Raw genomic sequence first — 23,900 nt, 5'->3', positions numbered from 1 at the left:
CTATAATACATGAACGACCGCTCATGTGTCAAGAGAAAACCAAAATTTTAGTGCAAAAAAAGACTAAAACAAAGGTTCCATCCTTTTATTTTAGTCTTTTAGTTATTTTGATTCGTCTACTTGAATGTATTTAAAGCTGTATGGTGAGCCAAAACTATGTTTTACTACACCGCTGATATTTTTCTTTTGCAACAATGCTGTTTGTTGTTGGTAAATTGGAGCAATCGTGTAATCTTTTGCTAATAGAAGCTGTTCCGCTTGCAATAGATCCGACCAACGTTTTTCTTCCTCTGCCGCATCTGTATCTGAAGCTGCTTGAATCAAACGATCATAGGCAGGATTTTTGTAATTGACATGGTTTAAACCTGATGTGGAAGCAAACATATCTAAAAAGGTGATTGCATCTTTAAAATCAGGCATCCACTGACCAAACGCAATATCATAGTCGCCAGATAAATAGCGTTCCTGCAAGTTATTACTTGGCAAGGTTGTGAGTTCAAATTTAATGCCTGGTAGTACTTCAGCGATTTGACTCGCTAGATATTCAGCTGTTTTTTTCTCTGTATCTGTATCTTTTGTTAAATAAACGAGTGTGATATCGGTCTTATGCAGCTCTTCTTTCGCTTGTGCAAATGCCTTTTGTGCTGTATCTTTGTCAAATGTTTGTTGCACACCATTTTCTTTGCGAAAATCTTCACCTGTTTTGGGATTTTGAACAAAATTTTTCGGAACAAATCCCGTTGCTGCAATAGAGCCGTCTCCTAAAACATTTTTTACGAACGTATCACGGTCGATTGCTAAAGCGATTGCTTTCCGTAAGTTTTGATTTTCTAATAGCTTGCCTTGCGCTTGATTAAAGCGCAGGTACCCCATTTTTGTATCATTTTGATTTTGAAAATCTAAATCATTTTTATATTGTTTCGAGAATTCTCCATCTAATATCACTCGATCAAGTTCGTCTGTTTGATATAAATTGACTGCTGTACTGGTTGATTTTACAACGGTCGTTTGGATTTCATCGACGTGCACATTCTTTTTATCCCAATAGTTTTGATTTTTGACATAGGTCCACGTATCGAAATTTTGTTCCCACCCTTCCAACACAAAGGGACCATTATAAAGCGTTGTTTTAGCTGACGTCCCATAGCTACTCCCTTGTCTCTCCGCGAACGCTTGATTGATTGGGAAAAAGGTTTCGAATGTCAATAAGGAAGTGAAGTAAGGAATCGGTTTGATTAGATGGATCACCAATGTATGCTCGTCAGGTGTTTCTACCCCAAGTTGGTCTGGAGCCATTTTTCCTTGATAAATGGCATTGGCGTTTTTTATAGAAGAAACGAATAGACTAGCATATGATGGAGCCGTTTCTGGTGTTACAGCTCTTTTAAATGCGTATAAAAAGTCTTTCGCCGTGACCGAGTCCCCGTTTGACCATTTCGCATCCTCTCTCAAAACAATCGTATACGTTTGTTTGTCCTCACTGATTTTTGGGAGTTCTTTGGCCACAGCCGGTATCGTTTCATCTTTTTCATTTAATTGATAAAGCCCTTCCAAAACCTGATTTTGAGCATTAAAGCTAGTGAAATCCTCTTCTTGTGTTGTATCAAGCGTTAGCAGTTCAGCTGGCTCGGTAAAATGAACGATTGCTTTTTTTGATTCAGCCGATTCTGTTTTCCTAGCTGAGTTACAACCTGTTATAAAAACTAACAGTGCCAGAGTAGTAATCGTAATGAACTTTTTCATTCTGTTCCTCCTTGTATCACTTAAAAGTGTCATGCGTTTATTTAGCCGAAAATAGCCAGTGAAACGCAATCAATCAACTAAACAAAAATCACATGTTCAACCACCGTTATTGCTGGATCTAACGATTGCATGACTGGGCAATTTTTGCCAATCAATTTCAAGGCGCGCTCTGCTTTTCCTTGTGCTTCATCTGAAACCCGAATCGAAAAAGCAATAACGACGCGACTCAAAGGTTTCGCTGGTTTTTCTTCTGCTCGTTCATAAGAGATTGCTACTGTTTCAATAGAAAAATCAATATGAGAATTCGTTAATATCTTTTCATAAACGTACGCTCCGCATGCACCAATAGATGCCACTAACATTTCAACTGGAGAAAAACCAATCTCTTTTTTTAATACCCAATTCCCACTGTCATGTACCAATTCAAATCCTTTTTCGCCTGAAATCAATTCCATTTTTTTGCTCCTCTACTTGAAGTTATCTTCATTTTTTTAACCTTTGCTTTATCTTATTATGATAGTACAAAACCTAAGAAACGGATAATACTTTATTCCCAGGTATGATAACCAAAAGCTATCAATAAAAACATTCTAAACACAAATTAATCAAAATTTTTCTTCAATCGATTGTCATTTTGGTTTGTATCTTGGATGATCGAATCGATGTATTCTTTTAAAAATGTGCTATTTTTACTGATAATTTGATAACCCGTTTCCGCTTTGATTTTTTCTACTTCTTTATCCGTTATAAAATCATTACCTGAGAAAAAGCGATAATTTACTCGACCAACGAATTCAGCAGCAATGTCTAAATCTTTACTATCTGATAATCCTGCATCAATTAATTGGCTGTAGCCTAAATGCTCCCCATCCTTTATAAAACGTTCTTTTATGTATTGTGGATACTCTTTTATCTCAGAAACCGAATGTGCGTTTTCTAATTTTTGGTACTCAAATGAGTCATTTTTTAAATTCACTACACCATAGCCTTGAGGGGCAATCGAAAAAGAGCTGGACGCAATTTCCGTCAATTGGTGCTCATCGATTGTTTCAGACATAATATCTTGCGCATGAATATGACCAGAAAAAACAATAGGCACTTGGTAGTCTACTAAAAGTTGTTTGAATTCTTTTGCATTATTGAGGACAAAACCGCTTGATAACAATTTATTATGAGCAAAAACATTGTGATGCACGAAAACCAATGTTTTTTTCTTTTCTTGCTTAGCTATTTCTAGTTGGTTTTTAACCCACTTCATTGTTTTCCCACGGATTGTTCCTCCCGTCGTAGGTCTTGTTTGCGGTTGTTTGTCATCGGGGTATATATTCGAATCAAGAAAAAGAAAATTGTATGTTTGATTGACTGCTACGGAGTAACTTAATGAATTTTTGTCGTAGTTCATAGCATTTTGATACCCAAAATCGACAAAAATTTCTTTAAAATCAGCGATTGAGATGGACTCCGTTTTTTCCTGCTTCTCCTCAACAAATCTTCTAGCCCAGCCATCATTGACATCGTGGTTTCCTGGAATTACAAATACCTTGATCCCTTCTTTTGTCAGTTGTTTGAGTTGTTCTGCTAGCTTTTCCGCACTGATTTTTTCCCCATTTAAGGTTAAGTCGCCCGTAATGACCAGCATATCTGGCTTTTGTTCAATTGCTTTTCCGATGAAGGCTTGCCAGCTTTCTTTTTGATAATCCAATTCTTTGCCTGCTGCCGTCTGTTTGATTTTTTTGAAGGCTAAACCTGTATCTGTTAGGCTTTTATCAATGTAATGAGGATCACTTACTACCCAAAATTCAATGGCTTCTTTTTTAAATAGCCTTTCTTCACTTTGTTCTGTCTCTTTGCCAAAATAAACGATTACCGCTGTTATCGCTATTACGCCGAGTAAAATAAACGCCAGCCTTTTTTTTATTCATTCATTCTCCATTCTTTATTATCCCACTTGATTTTATGCAAAAAAGCTCTCACTCTATTTAGTTGACTAAAATAAAGTGAGAGAGAGTAATAAGAGCTTTAATGGATTTCTTCAAAGGAATAAATCTGCTCTATTGCATTAGCTAATTTTTTAAACTGAACAAATTTTCCCTCACGAAGATATTCTTTTCCATCGATAAAAAAAAGGGACGTTGGTGCTGAAAAAATCAAATATTCAGCTGAAATCGCTTTGACTTTATCTGCTTCCACTTCTCTTACTTTGATTTTGGGATAGCTTTTTAAGAGCTCTGTCACTTTTGGCCTAAGCGCATGGCACACCGAGCAGTCTTCTTGTGATACATATAAAAATGCAAAGTGAGTTTCATTGATAAAGGTTACTACGTCTTGAATTGTTTGTAATTTTTCCATTGATATCATCCTTTTGTGATTGGCTAAATCATAGCACCATTTTAGCAAGTTTACGATATTTATGCCCGATATCCCCTACTTACTTCGACCCACGTTTTATAATAGTCTCTATAACATCCATCTTGATCCTCTGCTGTCATGATATAACGACCAATCATTGTGCCTGTTTGATACCCTTGTTTTTCTAATTTCTCTTTTATTGATTGAAAATTATTTTCTAACGGATCATCTGACTTAATTGTGAGTAGGAATTGTTTGTATTGGTATTCCACTTGCTCTGGTTGTTGCCAAATCGTCTCTTCTTCCACAAATTCTTTGGTGGTTACCGCAAATCCATATATGAGCTCTTTTTCATGGATAGAGTCGCTATAAACGACTAAGCTTGATGGCGTATCAATGTAGGTCTGTAATTCGTTTGGATCACTTAAATCAATTGGGATGATCCGTTCTACATCTAATGGTTCGTCACTAAACTCTTTCTCTTTTAACTCGATCAAACTCAACAGTTGATCTTTTCTATGCTTTATCCCTTGCTTTTTTTTCTTTAGTTCTGCTAATTCTGCTGCAACACGTGTTTCAGTTTCATCTAATATCGTCCATAATTCCTCTGGTGATTTTCGATAAAGATTCGTCATTTTATTAATGGGAATGTCGAGCCTACGGTAAAAATCAATATCACTGATCGTCAGGATATCCTCCATATCAAACAGCCGATAGCCGTTTTGTCTATTTCTGGAGGATGTCAGTAAGTTCATATCGTCCCAATAACGGATTTTTGATTTTGGTAACTTCATGATTTCAGCTACTTGCCCCACAGTTAATAACTTCTCTTTTTCCATACCCTCACCTCCGATTTTAATTATAAACGAAAATCATTGACATTCAAGTAACTTGAAGGTGTAGAATTCCCTTTGAGTCTTTAAAAGGAGGAATTTAAATGAAGATCATTCATTTTTTCATTAAAAAGAACCTGACACTTATTTTAGCGACAGTTCTTTGTTTATGTTTACAAATTATTGGAACACTTGGTGTACCGTTACTAGTAGCGCAATTGATCGATGTAGGGATTGCAAGTGGTGATGAACAATCTATCAAAACGATTGGGCTTAAAATGTTCGCAATGGCTTTATTTGGTGCGCTCTCAGCGATTGCTGGCAGTTATCTTTCAGCTAAAGTAGCCGCTAAATTTGGCTTAGAAACACGGGAGATGTTTTTCAGCAAACTACAAACATTTTCTATTAAAGATGCCGATTATTTTGGGACTGGTTCCCTATTGACCAGAATGACAAATGACGTTGACAATATTCAGCAAATGATTGTGTTGTTTCTACAATTGATTTTACCGGCACCAATCATTGCAGTCTTTTCGCTTTATATGACATTTACTTACTCAGCAATGCTCGCTTTAGTTCCACTGATTGCCATTGTAGCGTTTGGCTTGATTGTGTATATCTTGATGAAAAAAGGGACTCCTCTTTCACTGTCGATTCAGCCAAATATGGATAAGATCATTGTGACGTTACGTGAATTCTTTACTGGAATCAATATGATTCGTGCGTTTAACAATCAAGAGTATGAAGAAGAACGAACGAATAAAACATTTTCTGACTATGCAAACGGCATGATTCGAGTCAATAGCATTTTTGCGTTTATTACGCCAGTTGCTTTCTTGTTAATGGGTGTGGTTTTTTCTTCAATCTTATGGTTTGGCGGAAACTTAGTGGCTCTTGGCACGTTGCAAATTGGTACGGTTTCTGCCGTTGTTGAATACTCTTTACTAACTCTTGCTTACTTAATGATCGCTGCAATGGTTTTAGTAATGTTGCCTAGATCACTTGCTTCAGTAAAAAGAATTGAAGAAATTTTAAACACCCAAGATCAAATTCTCGATACTGACCAACCTGTTTTGCTTGAAGAAACTGACCTTAACGATACTTTGATCGCATTGAATCATGTGACGTTCAGTTATGATCAAGCAGATGAACCTGTTTTGGAAAATATTCATTTCAACATTCCAAATGGCAAAACAACTGCCATTGTCGGAGGAACTGGCTCTGGTAAAAGTACGGTTGCCAAATTATTGTTAAGACTGAGCGATGTCTCAGAAGGGGCGATTTTATTTAATGGGGTGGATATCAGAACGGTTACACAAGAAGAATTACGCTCTAAAATCAGTTATGTTCCTCAAAAAGCCTTTTTATTTAGTGGAACTATTAAAAGTAATTTATTGATGGGGTATCCTGAGGCAACGAAAGCTGATATGGATCGGGCAGCTGAAATTGCGCAACTTTCTCCTTATCTCAATACATTAGAAGACGGTTATGATTCGTTTGTGGCACAAGGCGGAACCAACTTCTCTGGAGGGCAAAGACAGCGGTTGTGTATCGCTCGCGCATTGATCAAACCTGCGGATATTTATATATTTGATGATAGTTTTTCAGCGCTTGATTATAAAACGGATGCTGCATTAAGACTGGCATTAAAAGATGAAATGTCCGATAAAACTCTACTGATCGTCGCTCAACGACTAAGCACGATTCAACAAGCCGATACGGTCATCGTTTTAGATGAAGGGAAAATCGTTGGACAAGGAACCCACGATCAACTATTACTAACGAATAAAACGTATCAAGAATTTGCCCGCTCACAAGGGATTATCATAGAAGGAGCACAGTCATGATGGAAAAAGTAAATAAACAAACACTGAAACGATTCTTTCAATTGATTCGACCTGAACGCCCTATATTTTTCGGTCTAATTCTATGTAGTTTAGTTGGGAATGCCTTGGTCATTGCTATGCCTTTCATTATGGGGATTGCTATTGATGATTTGCTTATGCTAATCAAGACTCATGGAGTTAGTCACATCACATTTCCAATGGTGCAAGAAGCGTTATTGATGCCTGTTTTGATATTGGTTGTCTTTTCGATCATCAGTAGTTTGATGTCTTATACGCAAGAACGTGTAATGGCTTCTTTAAGCGAACGGATCACATTAAGAGTCCGAAAAGAAGTCACGAAAAAATTTAAATCATTACCGATGGCGTTTTTTGATCAACATCAAGTTGGAGATATTCTCAGTCGAACAACGACCAGTTTAAATCAATTGTCACAAGTTTTCCTAACAGGGATCAATCAATTCTTCACTTCGATTTCAACGATTGTCTTTGCTGGGATCATGTTGTTCTACATTGATGTAAAACTAACCTTGGTTGTCGTTGTCCTGATTGCCGGAAGCTCATTCTTAACTGGTAAAATTGCCAATAAAAATAAGAAACTAGCCGAAGCAAGTCAGTCAGAACTTGGGATTTTAAATAATAAAACAGAAGAGTTTTTATCTGGGAATTTAGTGACAAAAACCTTCAACCAACAAGAGCACGCAAAAGACATTATTTCTGAAACAAATCAAAAACATTACAACGCATTTTTGAATGCTCAATTTATGAATTTTGCGATTTATCCCGCGATTCGTTTGATCAATCAATTAGCCTTTATTGTCAGTGCAATCATCGGAGCACTCTTAGTGTTACAAGGTGGTATCACGATTGGGCTCCTTCAAGCATATCTACAATATATCAATCAAGTTTCTGAACCAATTTCTACAGCATCTTATGTTATTAACTCCATTCAAGCAGCGCTAGCAGCCGTCGATCGGATTTTTGAGATTTTAGATGCAGAAGATGATGTTCCAGAAAAAGCGAACGTGCAATCCATCGATCACCCAACTGGTGCAATAGCTTTTGATAACGTTCAATTTGGTTATACTAAGGAAAAAATTTTGATGAAGCAAGTTGATTTCACCGTAAAGCCAAAACAAATGGTCGCGATTGTCGGACCAACAGGTGCTGGCAAGACAACGTTAGTGAACTTACTGATGCGTTTTTACGAGTTAAATGGAGGACGGATCACCTTTGATGGCGTAGATATCACAAATCTTTCAAGAACAAATCTACGTGCGATGTTTGGGATGGTTTTACAAAATACGTGGTTATTTGAAGGAACAATTGCAGAAAATATCGCGTATGGACGAATGGATGCGACGCGAGACGATGTGGTCGAAGCCGCTAAAATCGCACAATGTGATCATTTTATTCGAACATTACCAAACGGTTATGATTCAATTATTTCTAGTGAAAACGGCTCATTGTCACAAGGACAGCAACAACTTTTGACGATTGCCAGAATCATTTTGGCAAATCCTCCTGTAGTTATTTTGGATGAAGCAACGTCTAGCGTGGATACTAGAACAGAAGCGCATATCCAAAAAGCGATGGATGAAGTAACGAATAATCGAACTAGCTTTGTGATTGCGCATCGTTTGTCTACGATTGAAAATGCTGATTTGATTTTAGTGATGAAAGACGGTGATATCGTGGAGAAAGGGAATCATCAAGAATTGTTGGCGAAACCTTCGTTGTATGCTTCATTGTACAATAGTCAGTTTCAACAGACATAAGAGGTAAAAGATACTAAGAATCACAGGGTAAAATCATCAACGGATGATCCTCCCCTCTACTCTTAGTATCTTTTTTCGGTATAAAAAATGATTATTACGTACTACGCTATTTAGCAATCTGCTTTTCGAACTAAAACACAATAGCCGTTTTTAAACAGAACCTCATAATCTCCTAAAATACGAATAATCTTTTGTTCTAATTTACTGATTCCAATTTTTTCATACATTTTACGCTGCGATCTCCAATGAATCATCCAAAAAAGAATACCGCCAGAAAACCAAACGAATTGATCAACTTCTGTTGGACAATGACTAACTAATTCTGGTAATCGTTCAACGATTTCACCTGAAAACACGTAGTCCTCTTTTCTTTTTTTTAGTTGGTTGTATAGTGAGTCTATATCATTTAACTCTATTGTTTTTTCCTCCGTTTTTTATTCTTGTGTTAGGTAGGTCTGGACCATTTCATCCAGTAATGCCCTTTTCTAAACCCTCTTTATTACTGCTGGGTGTAGATATGGATAGTGAAAAGCAGTAGCATGGAAAAAATAATGGATACATGTAGAAAAAAATTGAACAATTACATGTATAGTGGTCTTTTTTTTGAACAGGTGGAGAATCTCTCGAAAATTCATTCGATAGTCTTTGGGAGTATACTCATCAACCATAATCAATTTAGGCTCGTAAGTAGTGGTATCACGTACTTCATACCGCATAGTAAACTCTGATATATCTTTTTTTGTGGCAATCCAATCGGTCTTCCAACGTTCTGAGAAATAATCAAGGGCATCTTGAAAAAAGATTCCGTGTTGGCGGTCTCGAAAAAAATTCAATCGCTGTTAATAATTTCTTGAATTTTCTCTCGATACTCGATTGCATTGGTATTTACTAGGTCGTAATTTAAATACGAACAAGTAACGTCGATATCTTTGTTTGAATGATTGTCCGTTTCTCTTGATTATGTTGTTGTATCCCACCTGAATTTTCACGTTTCGTTTTTTCCGTGCGCGCCACAATTTGGGCCATTTTCTCCCCATCCGAACACCTAACAAGGCAGTTGTATTTCGGAATCACTTCCACGTAGAGTATAAACGTACTATACTTTACGATGTAAAGGTGCGCTCTGCCGAGCGCTGTTGCCTGTTTCCGAACGGTCGCTTTTCGCTCCCAATCGTTATCTAGGCAATCCGTAAAAAAATTGGTTTCCATTTTTACATTCTTAGAAATTTCAATCCAACTTTTTTTACTCCGTTCTCGAACCTTTTGACGTTGTTCTAAGTCTTTATCCGCCACTAGAACGTCTCCCTTTTTTAATTCCAATTAAAATTTATCAAGCATTTTCCCTTGCAGGTCTAACACTTGTGTGACCTTTTTTCCAAATTGCCCTTTTACTACATCACCTAGACCACTTGTTGCAGAAGTAATTGAACTTTTTGCACTTTCTGATTCCGTTTCTCCAGATTTTTTTGTTTTTTTCACAAGACTATCTTTTTTTTGAACAAGTGCCATTGCAGTGGCTTGAGCGCTCATCTTTTGTAAATTCTTTTTATATTCTTTTAATAGTTTTTCGATTGCTTCTAACACGTAATCATACTCCTTTTACGGCTTCATTTGTTCTTGAAGTTTTTTACGATAGGCTTGTTCTGCTTCGTCTTCTTTTAACGAAAGGGTCCGTTTCTCTCTGTCTAATTCTGAGAAAAAATCTTCTTCAAGACGTGATAGCTCACGTCTTGCCCATTCCATAGGCTCATTTGTTTCACCAAATCGTTGTACTTGCCGTTGCATTTCAGAATAGGTATCATTCGTTGCTTGTTCCGCTTGTCGCCTAATTCTTGTCAATGCGTCAGATTCTTCTTCAAGTTGTCGTCTCGTTTGTTGATAATCCGCTAATGCTTGCTCTTCTTGATCCATACTCGTATCTCTCCCTTTTTTAGGCGAGTTGTTTCGCTAATTCTTGGTCTCGTTGAACTAATTCACCTATTTTTGCAGTAATATCTTTGGTTAGGGTACTAAATTTACTACTCATTTGATGTGCTAAACTTAGTTTTTCTTGAAATTCTTGTGAAGGAATCGTCACCATTGTTTGTTCCGTACAACCCATTGCCTGCATAGCATCTAAAACTTCACCATAAGATAAGTCAGGACAATTACGTTGAATCGTCGAACGTCCTTCTTGCCATATTTCTTCTAATTCCCTAACGGCATCTTTATAGAGCTTTACGACGTTCTCCATTGCCAGTTCAAATTTTGAAGATGCAAGCTTTACAATGGTTAGAGCTTGGCTATCGTCTAAATAGATTTGTTCATTTCCAGATAAACCGCCACCACTAGCAGTAAATTTTTTACGTAAAACGTTCAATTTGGTAAAACTATCAATTTGAGTTTGAAGCCACTCATTTTCTTTTTTTAATTGTTGGTACTCTTTTTTACTGCTACTTTTATGTACACCATACTGTTCTAATCTGCGCATTTGCATCTTATTTTCAACAATACTTTGCGCTAGAAGGGTTTGTTCAATTGAAATACCACCATTCAAATCAGAATAAACCACGATATCGCCATATTTGTTGATATAGTTCCCTTTTTTATCTACTTTGAATTGATCTCTTGAATGACCAAATAACTTCCACCCTTTATTATCGATGCCTATACTTAAGAATGGTATTTTCTTCTGACCACCAGTCATCCAACCACTAGTTACCGTATCAGATGTATCATAGATATTAACAATAACCCCTTTATAATTTTTAATCTGTGCATCCGTTAAACCCGAACCAGCAGCACCATATGTAATAGCATTATATCCTTTTAAAACAGCAATATAGATAGCTTCTGCACCACCTAATGAATGTCCTGTAGTAGAAATAGTGTAACCATCTTTTTTAGAATAACGTTGCTCAATAACATTAGCATAATCTAAAGCAGACTGAAAAGCACCATTTGCATGTTTGTCATTTTGAGCGATTTCTCGGACATCGGTTTTTATATCCTGCCATCCACTTGTTCCTGCATAGGCAATCGTTATGTCTTTTTTTACGACTGATTCAGGATACCCAGGTATTTGCTTCAAATATTCTGTTTTTTTATCCTTATATTCATCCCTAATTTCTGCTACAACCATGGCTTGCATACTGTTGTTTTTTGGAGCTTTATCTGTACCAATTTTATCTTTATTCGTGTCTACTTTATCTAGAATGATATACTCTTTATTTTGTGATCGTTCATTAACTGGTACATTTCCGTTTTCAACTTGATAAACTTGATCAGAAAATTGTCTATTTTGATCCATTAGTTCACCGTCCCGTGATAATAAACAATTTTTTGAGTAGGCATACTAGCTTCTATTTTTTCTGGTTTCTCCTCAAGATAATAAGGTCCTTCTCCTGAGAGTGTTCTTATATTGTAGATTAATTTATCAGTTTCTGCCGAAACAGTATCTAGAGAAACACTATCTTCATAAACATTGTTTAGTTTAAAATAAACTTTAACTGTATTCATTGGAGTAACTGAAAAATTCGTAAATTCAACGCTTTCAATACTAATCTTTTTTTCCATTTCTTCTAATTTTTCAAAAAATTGAGACTCCGTTAAATTACCGTTTCCATTATTAAATTCGTTAAATATTTTCTTTTTTTGTTTTTCGTCAATAGTAGATAGTACGTAATTATTATACAAATAATTAGCTAAATCAGTTTGAATCTCTATTAACTCTTGTTTGTCTTTCTCTCTGTCCATGTACCATTTACCTCCAATTATTAAGCCTACTAAAATTATTATAGCTAAAGCTATGAATGCATTTTTTTTCATCCGTTTCTCCTTAAAGTAAGAGTAATTTAACTATAACATAATTATTGAATTCATAAAACTACGTATTAACAATATCTAGAGTATAAAATTAGTGTTGTATAATCAACATTCTCTCAATCAACTAAACATTGACAACCTTCATTTTATTTTCTTACCACCTAATTAAAAATTTCAAAAATAATCCAATTGAAACTGATCTAATGAATGTCCGGCTGTTCTCCACCATGGATTGTCGATACCCATACTCAAAAAAGGGATTTTTTTCCGACCACCAGTCAACACACCACTCGTCACAGTATCCCTTGTATCGAAAAGATTCACAATCGTCCCTTTGTACTGTTTAATCTGTTCGGCTGTTAAGCCTGAACCAGCAGCACCATAAGTGAAGGCATTGTATCCTAATAATACCGCAACATAAATAGCTTCTGCACCACCTAATGAATGACCTGTAGTTCCAATGTTAAAGCCATTTTCTTTTGGATACTTCCGTTCAATTTCTTTGGCGTAATCTATCGCTGAAGAGAACGCCCCATTCTCATATTTAGCCTCTAGTCCAATTTCTATGACATCGGATGTCCAATCCTTCAAGCCACTTGTGCCAGCATAGACAATGGTTACGTCTTGTTTTACGACTGATTTAGGATAGCCGGATACCTTTTCTAATCTTTTTTCTGTTTTATACTCATCTTTAATTTCAGCCACAGCCATAGCTTGCATACTATTTTTTCTAGGGGCAGATTCTGTTTTTAAGGTATCTTTGTTTGTGTCTATGGTGTCCAAAACTAAATATTTATCTTTACCAACCGTACTACCTACTTGAATTTCTCCAGATTCCACATCATAAGAATCTTTGGAAAGAACATTGAAATCATTCAGCTCTTTCTTTTTTGCCATACTATTTTACTCCTTTATTATCATAAATAATATTTTTTTCAGGCATCTTATCTGTTCTACTTTCTTCTGATTCATTTAAAAAATAATTATTTTGCCCTTTTCCAGTATTGAAATCAAATATAAGCTTTCCGGTTTCTGCCGATACTGTATTTGACGATGCACGAAGAGTATAAATATCATTAATAATTAATCTCACTTCTAGCGAGTTCATCGGTCCAACAGAAAATCCTGTAAATTCTATTTTTTCTATATCTGAGTATTTAGCTATTTCATCTACACGTTTAGAATATTCAGGAAACGTCATTTTCTCATTGTCATAATCTTTATCTAATTGATCTAATTCTTCTTTGTTAAACGTGTAAAGTCGATAGTTGTTATACAAATAATTGGCTAAATCTGTTTGAATATCGTGTAATTTTGCTAAATCTTTTTCTCGTTTCATATACCATACTCCTCCAATGACTAAAATGATTATACTTAACGCTATGAGGGTTTTTCTTTTCATCTTTTTCTCCTTAAAGTAAGAGTAAGCTAACTATAACATAATTATTGACTTCATAAGACTACCTATTAACAATAATTAGAGTGTACAATCGGTGCTATATTGTCAACATACTCTCAATTAACCAAACATCACTAACTTTTATTTCATTTTCTTACTATTTTTTATTTACTTGAAACTGATCTAATGAATGACCAGCGGTTCTCCACCATGGATTGTCGATACCCATACTCAAAAAAGGGATTTTTTTCCGACCACCAGTCAACACACCACTCGTCACAGTATCCCTTGTATCGAAAAGATTCACAATCGTCCCTTTGTACTGTTTAATCTGTTCGGCTGTTAAGCCAGAACCAGCAGCACCATAAGTGAAGGCATTGTAGCCTAATAATACCGCAACATAAATGGCTTCTGCACCACCTAATGAATGACCTGTAGTTCCAATGTTAAAGCCATTTTCTTTTGGATACTTCCGTTCAATTTCTTGGGCGTAATCTATCGATGAAGAGAACGCCCCATTCTTATACTTAGCGTCTAGTCCAATTTCTATGACATCTGATGTCCAATCCTTCAAGCTACTTGTTCCTGCATAGATAATGGTTACGTCTTTTTTTACGACTGATTCAGGATAGCCTTTGAGATCTTTGAGTTCATAATCTTCATAATTCTTATACTTATCTTTAATTTCAGCCACAGCCATAGCTTGCATACTATTTTTTCTTGGGTTATTTTCCCCATTTAGGACATCTTTATTTGTGTCTACCGTATCTAAAACTAAATACTTATCCTCTACTAATCGGTCACCAGTCTGAACGTTATTACTTTCCACTTGATAAGACTCTTTCGATAATTTGTTATAATCGTCTAACTCTTTTTGTGGTGGTTTTCCTATATTAGCCATAATTATTCCACCCCTTTATTCTTGTAGATAATGTTTTCTTCAGCCATTTTTTTGTCAGTGCTTTTTTCTTTTCGTTCTAAAACATACCCATTTCGGGTATTCATAGAATTGAAGCTGTACAACCATTTCCCTGTTTCTGCAGAAATGGTACTTAATGTCGTATCGTCAGGGTACACATCATTGATTTTAAAATTAACGACTAAATCTTTCATTGGTCCAACAGAAAATTTAGTAAATTCCACTTTTTCGATATCTGAGTATTTAGCTATATCATCTACACGTTTAGAATATTCAGGAAACGTCATTTTTCCATTGTCATAATCTTTATCTAATTGATCTAATTCTTCTTTGTTAAACGTGTAAAGTCGGTAGTTGTTATACAAATAATTGGCTAAATCTGTTTGAATATCGTGTAATTTTGCTAAATCTTTTTCTCGTTTCATATACCATGCTCCTCCAATGATTACTAAAATTATTAAAGCTAGAACTATGTTTTTTTTTGGTTTCATTCGTTTCTCCTTAAAGTAAAAGTAAGATAATCATAACATAGCGATTAGATTCATAAAACCACGTAACAATGACCGTTAACAAGCTGTCGCCTTGTTTGGTGGTACTCTGCTAGTGCCTGGTCTTCATTCCTCATGTTGGGTTCACTCCCTTTGAATTTAAGCGAGTTGTTTCTCTAAGTCTTGGTCTAGTTGGACTAACTCGCCTATTTTGACCATAATTTTTTTCAATAGCGTGGTGAATTTACTCCCCATCTGATTCGCCAAACTAATTTTCTCTTGGGGTATATTCTGCTTTTAAGGTATCTTAGTTTGTGGTAATGGTGTACAAAACTAAATATTTATCGTCTACTAGTCGATCACCTGTCTGAACATTATTATGTTTCACTTGATAAGACTCGTTCGATAATTTGTTGTAATCAACCAATTTTTTTGGGCAATTTTTCTGTCGTACCCATAATTATTCCACCCCTTTATTGTTGTAGATAATGTTTTCTTCAGCCATTTTTTTGTCAGTGCTTTTTTCTTTTCGTTCTAAAACATACCCATTTCGGGTATTCATAGAATTGAAGCTGTACAACCATTTCCCTGTTTCTGCAGAAATGGTACTTAATGTCGTATCGTCAGGGTACACATTATTAATTACAAAATTAACGTCTAATCCTTTTATTGGTCCAATAGAAAACTTAGTAAATTCTATTTTTTGTATATCGGAGTATTCTTTGAGTTCATCTGATTTTTTTAGAAACTCTTCAGTAGTTAAATTCCCTTCCCCCTTATTATATTCTGAATTTAATTTGTCATCTTTGTCTTTATCTACAGTATATAACCGATAGTTGTTATACAAATAATTAGCTAAATCTGTTTGAATATCATGTAATTTTGCTAAATCTTTTTCTCGTTTCATATACCATGCGCCTCCAATGACTAAAATGATTATACCTAAAGCTATTAGTGTCTTCTTTTCCATTCTTTTCTCCTTAACGTAAGAGTAAGTTAACTATAGAACAGGCATTAAAATAATAAACTCATCTAATATTTATAAAAAATTGTTTTTTAACCTCAAATTCCGATTAACCAAAGTAGCCCGCCTATCAAGCGATAAGCGGGCTCTCTTTGTCAATGTCAATTGGTCTACCTAACAAGACTCCGTCAATCCTCACTTCTCAACTCAAAAAGATTGTGAAAAGTAAGGAAGTACAGTGACGGCATTTGTTATTTTAAGTTAGTCAGTTATGGACTACTCCATGCAAAGATGAAAGCTAAAGCTGAAGTAATAGCTAGCACATTCGTTCACTCTTTAAACAAATTCATGTCATAATATTTCTTCTTACATTATGCTATAATTTCCATGAGAAATTGCTCTTATGAGCCATTTTGGTTAAGCATAGAGAAGTCATTTTGCGGTGAATTTTCTCTATGCTTTTATTGTAGCAATATACATGTAATAGCTCATTTTTTTCTACACATATCCATTGTTTTTTTTCTAATTTGGTTTCTGTACAGTATTAATTTGGAATAAACACACGATATGTAGTTATTTGTTCTGCCTTCACTAGTAAGAGTTTTCATACCTTACCATTCTTTGTAATCAGAACCAAAACTTCCTAAATCATCAGTTGGTTCACGTAACATCGAACTACTTAAAAACTCTTCTACTTCATTCATCTGATGATTTTTTACAAGAAACAATTGTGAATCGTTTGATGATCCTACCTTTATCTCATAATACCCATCCATTAACTTAGAGTAATCTAGGTTTTTTATGACTTCATCACGATACTTCAACGCATTTTCTTCTCGTTCGTCAAGGTCACTCTCTTCCACATAAGGATATTGTATCGGGACATTAGCAATGATCATCTGGCTTTTCATCAATTGCTCGACTGTCACTGATGCATACCCACCAAAGACTGCCTGTTTTTTGTTTGTAGATTGACTATTTTCTTTCGCCCATTGCTTTATTTTTTTAGTATTACTCTCATTGTTATAAGCTAGATAAGGTAAGTCATATGCTGTTCGAATCTCATTTTTTTCAAGTGGTTTATTTAGCCCTATCTCTTTTGTTAATCCACTCTTAACAATACTTTTTTCAACTTCTTCTGAAAATCCATCCAGAAATGCTTTCGCTTCTTTTGAATAGGCTGGTACTTGAAGAATCGTTTGAATCGAGTTGTCATAGGTAGTCAAGGTACTATCTGTTAGCTCCCACTTATCATTTTGATTCGAGCGTTCTAAAACACCTTTGGCAGATACAGAAATACCTGCTTGCGTTACAGCATAATCCAACTGAACATAGGTCGACTTTGAAGAATCATATGCTTTGACAATCTGTACCTCGCCCTTTGTTCCAACACTATGAAGCTTTTCTTCAATCACTTGTTGGTATTCATCATTTCGATTATTTTGAGCCTGTGTAAGGAAGCCTAAGCGTGTTCCAACAGTCAAAATTATAAGAATAACTGGAAGCGTTCCGCCAAAAACAACAGATTTTATACGAACAGATTTTACTTTATCACTCGTGAAATCACTTGACCGATCAACGACTAGCCACCCCGTCACAGCTACAAAAAAGACCATTAGCCCTACACCAATCGTTCCAGGATTAAACAGTGTCGTATACGGAAACAGAGCAGAATAGCCAATCTTCCAAAATAAAACGAGTAATAAAAGCCAAGATGTTACATAAATACTGATTAAACGTTGAACTTGTGGCTCCTTTTGATTCATTTTTCTCAAAAAAAAGACCGCCACAATTCCATTTATGACAAATGAAACGATATAACCAATAAAAACAAATTGTAGTACCACAAAAGAATAAATCAATCCGTATGGCTGATTGGACGTGTTCCCTGAAACATCAAATTTCAATAATCCATAGATAAATGTTGCAATAAAAATCAAGAGCGGCAACAACACCGCTGTTTTTGTTAACTTTTTAAATTTTATGATACCAATTCCTCCCTACTTATCATTAAAACTATTTTTTGATTCCTCCCGTAACTATTAGTTTACCATAAGAAATAAGTTGGTCTAGTTATTTTTTGAGTTAAGCTTACACCCTTCTCTTAACCAAAATTGCTGGGTTATTTGGATTCACGATATACGGTTGGATTAAAGCATGAGTTACGATGTTAAGCCCCATTCCGATTAGAAACACTGAGACTCAACCAAAGACTAATGCATGATTATCAGCTCTAAAGTTCGCTTATTTTGTACTGATAATGATGGCAAATCTTTTTCTCCTTGAAATGATTTTAGTTTGCTAGAAAACTTGCAAATCTCAACTCCGCTTTACTTCCTCTTACAAAACCATTATGTATAATTGAATTGTTGACTGTTCTTATTTTATTGAGACTTGAACTCTATCCCTTGTTTTCTCATTTCTTCGTCCAAATCGCTATCAAACAAAGCAGATCATTAAATTGCCCGCTCGTAACCCGTTCAAAGACCACTTTATCACGTTCTCGAAATCCTATATGAAGTTTTTCGTAGATGTTTAAACCTTTTTTCCTTGTTCAATCCGTTTAAAATAGATTAGTTTTTTGAAAGAAAATAAGCACTTTTCTTCTTTGACATCCAGATTAGAAAATACTCACTCTAGCTTCTCTAAACATTGACTTTTCTAGCTAAATAACGTACACTGATTACTTGAATCTGATAATTAAATAGTACCTCAAATCGAGGTAGAGGTTGCGTTTTTTATTAAGCTTGCGGAGTGAGAGGACACGTCGAAGCAAGTCTAGGAAAAATCGCCGAAATGCATAACAGCCTCCCTGTTATGTGTTGGGACGTAAGCGAACAACTTACGGACTGTCTTAGTAGTGATGCTAAGTTGCGCTATGTTTTTGTTGAGAGTACCTGACGATAGTAGGCAACCATGCATTTTCGTATGGTTGTTTTTTTACGTGTAGAAGAATAGGTTCGACACCTTCTTCAAAACTCTTTAAACTAAATAATAGTAGAACAAATTAAGTCGTTAAACAGAAAGGAAGAAAGAAAAACATGAACAAGAAATCATTTTCACTTGGCTTACTATTTGCAATTATTTTAAGTGTCTTCTGTTCTCCAGTATTCAGTCATGCAGAAACGAACGGTGAATTCCGTGTCGGGATGGAGGCAGGTTATGCTCCGTTTAACTGGTCCCAAAAAACAGACGCACATGGTGCTGTACCTATTCAAGGAAATTCTTCTTATGCAGGAGGATACGATGTCCAAATCGCTAAAAAAATTGCGGAGGGATTGGATAAAAAACTTGTTATCGTACAAACAAAATGGGACGGTTTGGCTCCTGCCTTGCAATCTGGAAAAATCGATGCCATTATTGCTGGGATGAGCCCTACCGCAGAGCGTCGGAAAGAAATTGATTTTACTGATCCTTATTACGAATCACAATTGGTGGTCGTTGTTCAGAAAAAAGGACAGTTTGCCGATGCGAAAAATTTGAACGATTTAACTGGTGCTAAAATTACTGCACAGCTCAACACGTTTCATTATAGTGTGATCGATCAAATTCCTGGCGTTAATAAACAACAAGCGATGGATAATTTTTCAGCAATGAGAACCGCTCTTGCTTCTGGTATGATCGATGGTTATGTCAGTGAGCGACCAGAAGGTGTGACTGCTACAAGTGTTAACAAAGACTTAGAAATGCTTGAATTCTCTAAAGAAAATGGTTTCCAAACCAATTCTGAAGATGTTCAAGTCGCAGTTGGTATGCGTAAAGCAGATCCCGAAATCAGCAAGGTCAATCAAATTTTATCCACTATTTCTTCAGACGAACAAACAAAAATCATGGATCAAGCAGTGAAAGATCAACCCGCTGCTGAAACAAAGGATAGCGAAAAATCAGGTATATTAACAGACTTTAAAACTATTTGGGATCAATACGGTGGTATGTTCTTACGTGGTGCAGGTTTAACCTTATTTATCGCCTTGATTGGAACGGTTGTGGGAACAGCTTTAGGTTTATTGATCGGAGTAGTCCGCACGATTCCAGAATCTGAAAATAAAGTGAAACGGTTCTTCCAAAAATTAGGAAATGCCTTGCTTTCGATTTACATTGAAGTATTTCGCGGAACACCCATGATGGTGCAAGCAATGGTTATCTTCTATGGTTTAGCCTTAGCTTTTGGGATTTCTCTAGACCGAACGGTTGCGGCTCTGTTTATTGTTTCTATTAATACGGGGGCTTATATGTCTGAAATCGTTCGTGGCGGAATCTTCGCTGTTGATCCAGGACAATTTGAAGCAGCACAAGCGATTGGAATGACTCATGGCCAAACAATGCGTAAAGTCGTTGTTCCTCAAGTATTGCGTAATATTTTGCCTGCAACAGGAAATGAGTTTGTGATCAATATCAAAGACACGGCTGTTTTAAGCGTTATCGGGGTAGCAGACTTATTCTTCCAAGGAAATTCTGCATCTGGCGCAAACTTCCAATTCTTCCAAACCTTTACGATCGTTGGAATCATGTATTTGATTATGACATATGCGATTACGCGTGTTTTACGTATTGTTGAGAAGAAAATGGACGGCCCTTCTGCTTATGTGAAACTAGACGAAGTAGAAAATCAAAAAGAAAGCTAATCATCTAGCTTCGCAGACTCGTTTAAATTAGGAGGATATAAGGATGAATCAAATGATTGAAGTCGAACATTTAAGAAAAAGCTTCGGTGAAAATGAAGTGTTAAAAGATATCAATGTAACTGTAAATAAAGGAGAAGTCGTGACAATCATCGGCTCTTCTGGTTCAGGTAAATCAACCCTTTTACGTTGCATAAACTTACTAGAAAAACCGACAGGCGGCAAAATCATCTATAATGGTGAAAATGTGTTAGAACGTGGCTATAACTTACCAAAATATCGTACACATTTAGGGATGGTATTCCAATCATTCAACCTATTTAATAATATGAATGTGTTAGAAAATTGTACTTCTGGACAACTCACTGTCTTGAAACGAGGCAAAGATGAAGCCAGAAAGATTGCCTTAGAAAATCTTGAAAAAGTTGGGATGGAGCGTTTTATTGATGCAAAACCATCACAGCTTTCTGGTGGACAAAAGCAACGTGTCGCGATTGCCCGTGCCTTATCTATGAATCCTGATGTGATGCTGTTTGATGAACCAACTTCGGCCCTTGATCCTGAAATGGTCGGTGAAGTATTAAAAACAATGAAAGATTTAGCACATACAGGATTGACGATGATCATCGTGACCCACGAAATGGAGTTTGCAAAAGAAGTTTCTGACCGAGTAATCTTTATGGACAAAGGTGTCATCGCTGAAGAAGGTACATCTGATGATATCTTTGTTCATCCTAAAGAAGAACGGACGAAAGAATTTTTACACCGTATCCTGTCTAAATCCTAAGAAAAAAAAGGTGTGGAACAAGAGTACAAATCACTTTTGTTTCACACCTTAAATGCGAATAAACGGTGGGATAGAAGCAACCCCTTCGGAAATAAACACTTCTATCCCATCCCCTTTTTTCTTATTTATATTGTCTAATAGTTGGTGGCATGAATGTATCAATAAATTGTTGGATTTCTTCTAAAGAATCTGAAAAGAAAATTTTTTCCCGATCTGCTGCTGTTAAAAAACCTTCTACAACCATTTTATCAAAGAAATCCGCTAATAAATCATAATAGCCATCGACATTAAAAAAAAGACATGGATGTTGATGTTCCCCTACACGGCCCCAAGAAACAACTTCTGATATTTCTTCTAGTGTCCCCGGCCCTCCAGGTAATGCTAAATAACATTCTGCCAAATCAATCATCTTTCGTTTGCGTTCATGCATATCGTTCACTATATGCATCTCAGTAATATTTTGATGCGCTAGTTCTCGCTCTAATAGAAATGTTGGCATTACACCAATCACTTTCCCGCCATTTTCAATAACCGTATCAGCCAACAACCCCATTAAACCAACATTGCCGCCACCGTAAACAAGATCATAATCATTACGACTCATCCATTGCCCTAATGCCTTTGTTTGTTCCTGATAAATTGTCTTATTCCCTACACTGGCACCACAATAAACCGCCATTTTCTTCATAAAATCCCCACCTACTCTAATTAAATATACGTCTTCACTCGATTCATTTTATGCCTCTTCACTTGTGGATTGATATGAAACATCGTTAAATGATCTGATTGTAAAACGTTCTTGATTGTTTTCGTTTTCTAAAATAGTAATACTAGTATTGGCAAGTGGTCCGCCTTCACGCCATTTTGCTTTTTCTTTGCCTATCAGTGAATTGATCAACGTAATCAGTAACACCCCGTGAGCAATAATCAGTACATTGCCATCTGGATAATCTTTGCTAAGCTTTTCAATCGTCTGAGTTGAACGTGATACTAAAGAGTCAATCGTTTCTCCCCCAAATGTTGTAGGATCATATAAATCTGGCCGCTGGCGCAAATAAGCCGTTTGTTCATCCATATGATCGATTTCGACCCCTTCACGTTTGCCGAATTTGATCTCTCTTAAGCTGTCATGATACTGTACCGTTAGACCATCTAAAAAATTATTTTCTTTAAGAATATAATTTGCTGTATCCATTGCTCTTTTTTGAGTACTGACTGCTACTACATCAAATGAACGATCACTAAGATAGCGACCTGCCTGAATCGCTTGTTCAATTCCGATTGGCAATAATGGAGAATCGATGTCCCCACCTTGAAATCGTAAACCTAAATTCAATTCCGTCTTACCGTGTCTAACAAAATAAAATGTAGTCATTTGTTTCGCCCCTCCATTTTTGAACTATTGCTTATACTTGAATATGATACTACAAATAAAAAATCTCTGCTTTGTTAAAAAATTGCTTGTAAAGTATTTCCACATTGTTGATTCTCTATGCTACCATAGTAAAATAGACTGGAGGAATTTATGTGGAACTTCAACACTATCAACAATGGATCAGTGAATTTTACAAAAAAAGAGGCTGGTATGAACTCAATTCATTTGTTCGTATAGGCTTTTTGTCTGAAGAAACAGGTGAAGTCGCGCGAGCTGTACGTGCCTTAGAAATCGGGCGTGACCGCCCAGATGAGGAAGAAAAATCGACGGAACATCTGGTTCAAGATTTGACGGAAGAACTCGGCGATGTTTTGGATAATATTTTTATTTTAGCAGATAAATATGATATTCGTTTTGAAGATATTTTAGCCTCACATAAACAAAAACTAGAAGAGCGTTTTGGTGAGCTGAACGGTATGGAAGAAGGGATATAATGGACAAACATATTACAATCCGATTCGTTAAAGAACGTGATTTTCTATCATTACTAGAGATAGAAAATACGATTTGGACAAATGAAAATTCTCCGGTACTTCACTTCTATGAGTCGGTTGAGGAATACAAAGAAAAGAGCGAGGGACGACTTATTTTTGTCGCTACAGATGAAAACAACGTTCATGGTTTTGTTGCTGTTCATCATCCAACCTCTTTGCCTTCACATAAAAAACAATGGATGTTTGGGATCGGTGTTCATCCAGATAGTCAGTCATTGGGTATTGGACGTCAATTACTGGATTTTTTAAAAGATATTGCAGCTGAAGAGGGGATTCATAAGATTTCTTTGCGCGTTATGGGGACCAATACGAAAGCGATTCAGTTTTATCGTAAAAATGGATTTGTCCAAGAAGCTTTATTTAAAGATGAATTTTTTATCAATGGTGCGTATTGTGATGATTATCAGTTTGCTTATTTTGTCGATTAGGCTCATCAATTTT

At 36.0% G+C, this 23,900-nt stretch carries 25 protein-coding genes, 1 pseudogene and 1 riboswitch; of the genes and pseudogenes, 6 read left to right on the top strand and 20 right to left on the bottom strand.

Annotated elements, in window-relative coordinates; translation table 11 throughout:
- Nucleotides 1-102: 102 nt before the first annotated feature.
- From IGJ34_RS02140 to IGJ34_RS02120, 5 genes are all read right to left on the bottom strand, one after another.
- Nucleotides 103-1,743 carry a peptide ABC transporter substrate-binding protein gene (locus IGJ34_RS02140; RefSeq protein WP_430598005.1) on the bottom strand — a complete coding sequence of 547 codons (1,641 nt, stop codon included), beginning with the start codon at nucleotides 1,741-1,743 and terminating at the stop codon, nucleotides 103-105.
- A 77-nt stretch (nucleotides 1,744-1,820) separates the two neighbouring features.
- A complete protein-coding gene (locus tag IGJ34_RS02135) occupies nucleotides 1,821-2,198 on the bottom strand; it encodes an OsmC family protein (RefSeq protein WP_069654025.1) in 378 nt (125 codons plus the stop codon).
- A gap of 146 nt (nucleotides 2,199-2,344) precedes the next feature.
- The gene (locus IGJ34_RS02130; protein WP_430598515.1) at nucleotides 2,345-3,607 is read right to left on the bottom strand and encodes a metallophosphoesterase; all 1,263 of its coding nucleotides are present in this window, start codon (nucleotides 3,605-3,607) and stop codon (nucleotides 2,345-2,347) included.
- Nucleotides 3,608-3,762: 155 nt separating this feature from the next.
- Entirely contained in the window at nucleotides 3,763-4,092 is a 330-nt protein-coding gene (locus IGJ34_RS02125) for a thioredoxin family protein (protein WP_083241760.1), read from the bottom strand.
- Between the two features lie 59 nt (nucleotides 4,093-4,151).
- Entirely contained in the window at nucleotides 4,152-4,931 is a 780-nt protein-coding gene (locus IGJ34_RS02120; RefSeq protein WP_206848461.1) for a MerR family transcriptional regulator, read from the bottom strand.
- A 98-nt stretch (nucleotides 4,932-5,029) separates the two neighbouring features.
- Here IGJ34_RS02120 and IGJ34_RS02115 point away from each other — a divergent pair, with 98 nt between their 5' ends.
- Together IGJ34_RS02115 and IGJ34_RS02110 are read left to right on the top strand one after the other, a co-directional pair.
- On the top strand, nucleotides 5,030-6,772 hold the full coding sequence (locus tag IGJ34_RS02115) for an ABC transporter ATP-binding protein (protein WP_430598004.1): 1,743 nt from the start codon (nucleotides 5,030-5,032) through the stop codon (nucleotides 6,770-6,772).
- A complete protein-coding gene (locus IGJ34_RS02110; protein ID WP_069654206.1) occupies nucleotides 6,772-8,547 on the top strand; it encodes an ABC transporter ATP-binding protein in 1,776 nt (591 codons plus the stop codon). The genes IGJ34_RS02115 and IGJ34_RS02110 overlap by 1 nt, the downstream gene beginning before the upstream one ends.
- Before the next feature lie 110 nt (nucleotides 8,548-8,657).
- On the opposite strand, the gene IGJ34_RS02105 is transcribed toward IGJ34_RS02110, so the two are convergent.
- From IGJ34_RS02105 to IGJ34_RS02045, 13 genes and pseudogenes are all read right to left on the bottom strand, one after another.
- Nucleotides 8,658-8,903, bottom strand: a complete 246-nt coding sequence (locus IGJ34_RS02105; protein WP_069654030.1) for a hypothetical protein — start codon at nucleotides 8,901-8,903, stop codon at nucleotides 8,658-8,660.
- A gap of 473 nt (nucleotides 8,904-9,376) precedes the next feature.
- On the bottom strand, nucleotides 9,377-9,472 hold the full coding sequence (locus IGJ34_RS02100) for a hypothetical protein (protein WP_206834263.1): 96 nt from the start codon (nucleotides 9,470-9,472) through the stop codon (nucleotides 9,377-9,379).
- On the bottom strand, nucleotides 9,448-9,840 hold the full coding sequence (locus IGJ34_RS02095) for a hypothetical protein (protein WP_206834215.1): 393 nt from the start codon (nucleotides 9,838-9,840) through the stop codon (nucleotides 9,448-9,450). Before IGJ34_RS02095 ends, IGJ34_RS02100 begins: the two co-directional genes overlap by 25 nt.
- A gap of 27 nt (nucleotides 9,841-9,867) precedes the next feature.
- The gene (locus tag IGJ34_RS02090) at nucleotides 9,868-10,131 is read right to left on the bottom strand and encodes a hypothetical protein (protein ID WP_206848453.1); all 264 of its coding nucleotides are present in this window, start codon (nucleotides 10,129-10,131) and stop codon (nucleotides 9,868-9,870) included.
- A gap of 15 nt (nucleotides 10,132-10,146) precedes the next feature.
- On the bottom strand, nucleotides 10,147-10,458 hold the full coding sequence (locus tag IGJ34_RS02085) for a hypothetical protein (RefSeq protein WP_206848452.1): 312 nt from the start codon (nucleotides 10,456-10,458) through the stop codon (nucleotides 10,147-10,149).
- A gap of 19 nt (nucleotides 10,459-10,477) precedes the next feature.
- Complete coding sequence (locus IGJ34_RS02080; protein WP_430598003.1) at nucleotides 10,478-11,836, bottom strand: triacylglycerol lipase; 1,359 nt, start codon at nucleotides 11,834-11,836, stop codon at nucleotides 10,478-10,480.
- Complete coding sequence (locus tag IGJ34_RS02075; protein WP_206848448.1) at nucleotides 11,836-12,354, bottom strand: hypothetical protein; 519 nt, start codon at nucleotides 12,352-12,354, stop codon at nucleotides 11,836-11,838. Before IGJ34_RS02075 ends, IGJ34_RS02080 begins: the two co-directional genes overlap by 1 nt.
- Nucleotides 12,355-12,534: 180 nt before the next feature.
- Nucleotides 12,535-13,248, bottom strand: a pseudogene (locus IGJ34_RS02070) (Mbeg1-like protein); the annotation flags it as partial.
- A 1-nt stretch (nucleotide 13,249) separates the two neighbouring features.
- Nucleotides 13,250-13,690: a hypothetical protein gene (locus IGJ34_RS02065; RefSeq protein WP_258379349.1), complete on the bottom strand. Its 441-nt coding sequence runs from the start codon at nucleotides 13,688-13,690 to the stop codon at nucleotides 13,250-13,252.
- A 217-nt stretch (nucleotides 13,691-13,907) separates the two neighbouring features.
- Nucleotides 13,908-14,651, bottom strand: coding sequence for a hypothetical protein (locus tag IGJ34_RS02060; protein ID WP_430598002.1), 744 nt, complete (start codon nucleotides 14,649-14,651; stop codon nucleotides 13,908-13,910).
- A 2-nt stretch (nucleotides 14,652-14,653) separates the two neighbouring features.
- Nucleotides 14,654-15,160 carry a hypothetical protein gene (locus tag IGJ34_RS02055; RefSeq protein ID WP_430598001.1) on the bottom strand — a complete coding sequence of 169 codons (507 nt, stop codon included), beginning with the start codon at nucleotides 15,158-15,160 and terminating at the stop codon, nucleotides 14,654-14,656.
- Nucleotides 15,161-15,617: 457 nt separating this feature from the next.
- Nucleotides 15,618-16,127 carry a hypothetical protein gene (locus IGJ34_RS02050; protein WP_430598000.1) on the bottom strand — a complete coding sequence of 170 codons (510 nt, stop codon included), beginning with the start codon at nucleotides 16,125-16,127 and terminating at the stop codon, nucleotides 15,618-15,620.
- 605 nt (nucleotides 16,128-16,732) lie between these two features.
- Nucleotides 16,733-18,061, bottom strand: coding sequence for a hypothetical protein (locus IGJ34_RS02045; protein ID WP_430597999.1), 1,329 nt, complete (start codon nucleotides 18,059-18,061; stop codon nucleotides 16,733-16,735).
- A 775-nt stretch (nucleotides 18,062-18,836) separates the two neighbouring features.
- A riboswitch (Lysine riboswitch) is annotated at nucleotides 18,837-19,008 on the top strand.
- Nucleotides 19,009-19,162: 154 nt separating this feature from the next.
- On the opposite strand from IGJ34_RS02045, the gene IGJ34_RS02040 reads away from it, so the two are divergent.
- Nucleotides 19,163-20,746, top strand: a complete 1,584-nt coding sequence (locus tag IGJ34_RS02040) for an ABC transporter permease subunit (RefSeq protein ID WP_206848444.1) — start codon at nucleotides 19,163-19,165, stop codon at nucleotides 20,744-20,746.
- A gap of 43 nt (nucleotides 20,747-20,789) precedes the next feature.
- Nucleotides 20,790-21,530, top strand: a complete 741-nt coding sequence (locus tag IGJ34_RS02035; protein WP_069654034.1) for an amino acid ABC transporter ATP-binding protein — start codon at nucleotides 20,790-20,792, stop codon at nucleotides 21,528-21,530.
- Nucleotides 21,531-21,651: 121 nt separating this feature from the next.
- Here IGJ34_RS02035 and IGJ34_RS02030 read toward each other — a convergent pair whose 3' ends face one another.
- Complete coding sequence (locus IGJ34_RS02030) at nucleotides 21,652-22,218, bottom strand: TIGR00730 family Rossman fold protein (RefSeq protein ID WP_430597998.1); 567 nt, start codon at nucleotides 22,216-22,218, stop codon at nucleotides 21,652-21,654.
- A gap of 48 nt (nucleotides 22,219-22,266) precedes the next feature.
- The gene (locus IGJ34_RS02025; RefSeq protein ID WP_430597997.1) at nucleotides 22,267-22,905 is read right to left on the bottom strand and encodes a histidine phosphatase family protein; all 639 of its coding nucleotides are present in this window, start codon (nucleotides 22,903-22,905) and stop codon (nucleotides 22,267-22,269) included.
- 152 nt (nucleotides 22,906-23,057) lie between these two features.
- Between IGJ34_RS02025 and IGJ34_RS02020 the strand changes: the two genes are divergently transcribed.
- Nucleotides 23,058-23,399, top strand: coding sequence for a MazG nucleotide pyrophosphohydrolase domain-containing protein (locus IGJ34_RS02020; protein ID WP_430597996.1), 342 nt, complete (start codon nucleotides 23,058-23,060; stop codon nucleotides 23,397-23,399).
- Complete coding sequence (locus IGJ34_RS02015; protein WP_069654038.1) at nucleotides 23,399-23,887, top strand: GNAT family N-acetyltransferase; 489 nt, start codon at nucleotides 23,399-23,401, stop codon at nucleotides 23,885-23,887. The genes IGJ34_RS02020 and IGJ34_RS02015 overlap by 1 nt, the downstream gene beginning before the upstream one ends.
- The last annotated feature ends 13 nt before the right edge of the window (nucleotides 23,888-23,900 follow it).

Origin of the sequence: Enterococcus sp. AZ177 (genome assembly GCF_050544585.1) — a bacterium.
GTDB classification, from domain to species: Bacteria; Bacillota; Bacilli; order Lactobacillales; family Enterococcaceae; genus Enterococcus_L; species Enterococcus_L plantarum.
The sequence above is the reverse complement of the archived record's forward strand: the minus strand, read 5'-3'. Positions and strand labels throughout refer to the sequence as shown.

Bases quoted from the DNA above. Each gene is read 5' to 3' on its own strand.
- IGJ34_RS02140 (WP_430598005.1), bottom strand. From the start codon at position 1,743: ATGAAAAAGTTCATTACGATTACTACTCTGGCACTGTTAGTTTTTATA.
- IGJ34_RS02135 (WP_069654025.1), bottom strand. From the start codon at position 2,198: ATGGAATTGATTTCAGGCGAAAAAGGATTTGAATTGGTACATGACAGT.
- IGJ34_RS02125 (WP_083241760.1), bottom strand. From the start codon at position 4,092: ATGGAAAAATTACAAACAATTCAAGACGTAGTAACCTTTATCAATGAA.
- IGJ34_RS02120 (WP_206848461.1), bottom strand. From the start codon at position 4,931: ATGGAAAAAGAGAAGTTATTAACTGTGGGGCAAGTAGCTGAAATCATG.
- IGJ34_RS02115 (WP_430598004.1), top strand. From the start codon at position 5,030: ATGAAGATCATTCATTTTTTCATTAAAAAGAACCTGACACTTATTTTA.
- IGJ34_RS02110 (WP_069654206.1), top strand. From the start codon at position 6,772: ATGGAAAAAGTAAATAAACAAACACTGAAACGATTCTTTCAATTGATT.
- IGJ34_RS02085 (WP_206848452.1), bottom strand. From the start codon at position 10,458: ATGGATCAAGAAGAGCAAGCATTAGCGGATTATCAACAAACGAGACGA.
- IGJ34_RS02080 (WP_430598003.1), bottom strand. From the start codon at position 11,836: ATGGATCAAAATAGACAATTTTCTGATCAAGTTTATCAAGTTGAAAAC.
- IGJ34_RS02075 (WP_206848448.1), bottom strand. From the start codon at position 12,354: ATGAAAAAAAATGCATTCATAGCTTTAGCTATAATAATTTTAGTAGGC.
- IGJ34_RS02065 (WP_258379349.1), bottom strand. From the start codon at position 13,690: ATGAAACGAGAAAAAGATTTAGCAAAATTACACGATATTCAAACAGAT.
- IGJ34_RS02060 (WP_430598002.1), bottom strand. From the start codon at position 14,651: ATGGCTAATATAGGAAAACCACCACAAAAAGAGTTAGACGATTATAAC.
- IGJ34_RS02055 (WP_430598001.1), bottom strand. From the start codon at position 15,160: ATGAAACCAAAAAAAAACATAGTTCTAGCTTTAATAATTTTAGTAATC.
- IGJ34_RS02050 (WP_430598000.1), bottom strand. From the start codon at position 16,127: ATGGAAAAGAAGACACTAATAGCTTTAGGTATAATCATTTTAGTCATT.
- IGJ34_RS02040 (WP_206848444.1), top strand. From the start codon at position 19,163: ATGAACAAGAAATCATTTTCACTTGGCTTACTATTTGCAATTATTTTA.
- IGJ34_RS02035 (WP_069654034.1), top strand. From the start codon at position 20,790: ATGAATCAAATGATTGAAGTCGAACATTTAAGAAAAAGCTTCGGTGAA.
- IGJ34_RS02030 (WP_430597998.1), bottom strand. From the start codon at position 22,218: ATGAAGAAAATGGCGGTTTATTGTGGTGCCAGTGTAGGGAATAAGACA.
- IGJ34_RS02025 (WP_430597997.1), bottom strand. From the start codon at position 22,905: ATGACTACATTTTATTTTGTTAGACACGGTAAGACGGAATTGAATTTA.
- IGJ34_RS02015 (WP_069654038.1), top strand. From the start codon at position 23,399: ATGGACAAACATATTACAATCCGATTCGTTAAAGAACGTGATTTTCTA.